At 39.6% G+C, this 3,329-nt stretch carries 3 protein-coding genes; all 3 read left to right on the top strand.

Annotated features, from left to right (window positions below; translation table 11 throughout):
* Positions 1–636, top strand: a 636-nt coding sequence (locus tag V7R55_RS19340) for a TnsA endonuclease N-terminal domain-containing protein (RefSeq protein WP_334060990.1), incomplete at its 5' end; no start/stop codon positions are given.
* Positions 624–2,831, top strand: a complete 2,208-nt coding sequence (locus V7R55_RS19335; RefSeq protein ID WP_334060988.1) for an integrase catalytic domain-containing protein — start codon at positions 624–626, stop codon at positions 2,829–2,831. The genes V7R55_RS19340 and V7R55_RS19335, both read left to right, overlap by 13 nt.
* Positions 2,824–3,329, top strand: a 506-nt coding sequence (locus tag V7R55_RS19330) for a hypothetical protein (protein WP_334060987.1), incomplete at its 3' end; no start/stop codon positions are given. The genes V7R55_RS19335 and V7R55_RS19330, both read left to right, overlap by 8 nt.

Here is a 3,329-nt window from a genome sequence, read left to right as displayed (position 1 = left end):
CCTTTAATAGATGTTGATACAACATTAGCGGTTGCGTCTCGTCTGAATATCGCCCATCCCCGTTTTGCACCAAAACGTGGATTGGTAAAAGATGCTAATCAAGGGTATCAAGCATCTATCATGACTACAGATTTCTGTTTTCAATATGTCGATATTATGACAGGTGAAACAAAAAAGATTGCTGTCTCGTTAAAATACAATGATGAAGTGCTTATAGTAGATAGTGGTGATGCTGTTACTGGCCGCACACAAGATAAACTGAAAATCGAACAAGCTTATTGGGAAGATGAAAAGCAGCAAGAGTATCGTTTAATTACATCTTCACATTGGACGTTGAGTCCGAACTTAGTCAAAAATCTTGCAATAGCTAGAAGGCATCGTAACCTTGATGTTCCCCATATTATTCTTAAGTCTTTTCAAGTTCATTTTTTAGAATTCCTTACTGGTAGAAAGCGTCATCGATTGGCAGATTTGGTTTTATTGGTATCCAAAAAAATGTCTATCTCGTTTGAAAAAACATACGGCGTATTTTGGTATCTCATCTGGCATAAAGGCATACAGGTAGACCTATTTCGTCCGCTCGCTGATGCAAGTTTTGTCTTTAATGCTAAGGAGGACTACGCATGGGAATGGTAGGTCTTCCGACAGAAGAGGCATTTGATTACTCAATTAACGAAATCATAAAAGCTAAAAATACAGATGAGAAAGAACTCGAATATACCGTTGCGTATACTTTTCCTGAATCAAAAGTAGTTGCGCTATCTCTACAACGTAAAAAACCTATTAAGCCTATTCTGGTTAAGGTTGGCGAAGATATCGAAGGGCGTGCATGGGACATGTTTGAAAGAACGCCTAATACGTTTAGTTCGTCTAGACATTATTTGTCTGCCACAGAAAGTCGTGTAGCCACGGCGTATGAGAGATACTCAAAAATAAGACCACTAATCGAATCTAATGACATAGAGTTATATATCAAAGGCGATTTATCCAGAAAATCTTTTGATGCTTACGCCAAGCAAGCCAATATAACCCCTCAGTCGCTATATAACTATCTCAATCAATACTTAGCATTTGGTTCTCACCCTTTAGCGCTATTACCACTAACGTATCTTTGTGGAACTAATCGAAAGTTACCTTTAAATAGTGAAGAGGCTGAAGCGAAGAGAGCTAAACGAGGTGGAACGTTTATTGGCGCAAAAGGCGATTCCGACGAATATTTAAGACGAGATGCTACGCAAGAAGACATAAAGCGAATTAAACAATTCATAAAAAAGCATTTATCTAAAGTTTCTGACCACAAATATACTTCGTTACATAGCGAGTTTTGCCAACGCCTTTGTTATTCATCGGCTGACGTATATGGACGTAAAGAGCGCTACCTTGACTTTCGTAAGTATATTTCTATTGATCAATTTACGGCTCACTTTCAAAAGCATGTAGATTGGAAGAAGTGGGAAGAGCTTAAAACGAGTGTAAAGGCAGTTCAAAATAATCAAGACATTACACGTGGTAAAGCACAAGAAAACTCTATTGGGCCAAGTGACACATATGAAATTGATGCCACTACACTGAATATTTACGTGGTATCGAGAATCAACAGCAGGGGCGATTATACAGCTAAAGAGGTGATTGGTCGCCCGTACTTGTACTTCGTAGTTGATACCTTTTCGGGGGTTATCGTAGGTTATTGCATTACGTATCAGCGCGGCGTTTCCGCAGTCAAAAAAGCACTTTACAATGCTTTTACGAATAAAGTTGATTTTTGTGCAAGGTACGGAATTCAAATCGACGAAGATGATTGGCCTTGCCAACACGTATGCGTAAGGTTGTTCTGCGATAGAGGGGGAGAATATACCACTAGTCTTTATGATGACATGCTGGCAGCAGACTTGAAATTAGAAACCATTACCTTTGCAACTTCTTACTTAAGTAAAAAAAAGGGGACTGTAGAGGTAAATTTTGATTCTCAAGACAAAATTCTGTTTCAGCGATTGGACGGGAGTGTAAAGCCGAATCCTGCAAAAGATGCCGTTCACCCTTCAAACTTCGCCATACATGATATTGACTCGTTAAATCGACTAATTATTGAATCGATTTTGTCGTTTAATCGTCAAAGAATGAACCACACACGGTTACAATCTTTTGATGTGTTTGAAGGTGTTAAGCCGACGCCTTTAGCGCTATGGAATAAACACATTTCTAAAAGAATGGCTTCTGGAAATCGTCGCCCCAAAAAACTAGTGATGTACGCGATGTTGGAACAAGAGGAAGCAAAAGTATCCATCGACGGTATACTCATTTTATCGAGTGAGCTTACATATAGAACATCCCACAAAGGCTTCCAAGATTGGCAACAAAAGATCAGATTTAGTGGTCAGGCGAAGCCTTCAATAAAAGTGCGTGTAAACAAGGATGACCCGCGTTACGCATGGTACTTATCAAAACAGTTTGGTACGGAAATCATCGAATTCACACTGGCGTCGCATGATGAAAGGTTTGAAGACCTAACTGCTGAAGAAATTAAGCAGCAAAAACAAATCGAAAAGCAAAGGATGTCTATCAATCGTAAAGACCGAAGAATGGCAAACGTTGCCTTGCAAACATCGATAGCTGAAGAACGTGAGTTATCAAACGAAAACACTTCTACCAGACCTCCAGACCGCAAAGGCATAGTTGCCGGAATACAGGACAACTTCAGGCAAGCACAGAAATCAGAAAACGCCAGAGATGTTATTGAAACTCGAAATGTGTTTGGCACTAGTGCAATTGATTCATCCGCAGATTACTTTGATACTCCATCGTTAAATAGTGAAGGAGGCAGTGATGACTGAAGCGACCCTTCTGCTTGAAAAATGGATTGATGATAATCCATTTATTACATCGCTTCAGATGCTGAAGCTAACTGAATCTGAATTGATATCTCGACTATCGGCAAGGGACGATATTACTCCCAATTATTCTACATTATCAAACGGTATCAAACGTGTTGGTTTGGCTAAACGATTTTATGTTCCGCCAGAGTATACATTTGATTTGTATAATCAAATTCATCACATGATCCTTATTGGTTATCTCAATCGCCACCCTAAGACAGACGATTACGATAAATATCTCAACTTAGTTGAAAACGGCGAGGTTTCGGTAAAAGACTTGCCTGCTCCAAATACTCTAATAGACGCTGGTACTGCCATGCTTTGTATGGGGCGCTCTGGGCATGGTAAAACTACCGTTCATGATAAGTTGTTAGAAACGTTTGAACCTCTTGATAACTTTCATCCCCCTTCTGAAAACACTGGATTTAGACGACTACCGCAGGTCATGTTTGTAAA

It is taken from the genome of Alteromonas sp. S005, from assembly GCF_036864475.1.
Classification (GTDB): domain Bacteria; phylum Pseudomonadota; class Gammaproteobacteria; order Enterobacterales; family Alteromonadaceae; genus Alteromonas.
Note: the sequence above shows the minus strand (reverse complement) of the source record. Positions and strands in the feature narration are given on the sequence as shown.

Coding starts and splice junctions, on each gene's coding strand:
- V7R55_RS19335 (WP_334060988.1), top strand. CDS start 624: ATGGGAATGGTAGGTCTTCCGACAGAAGAGGCATTTGATTACTCAATT.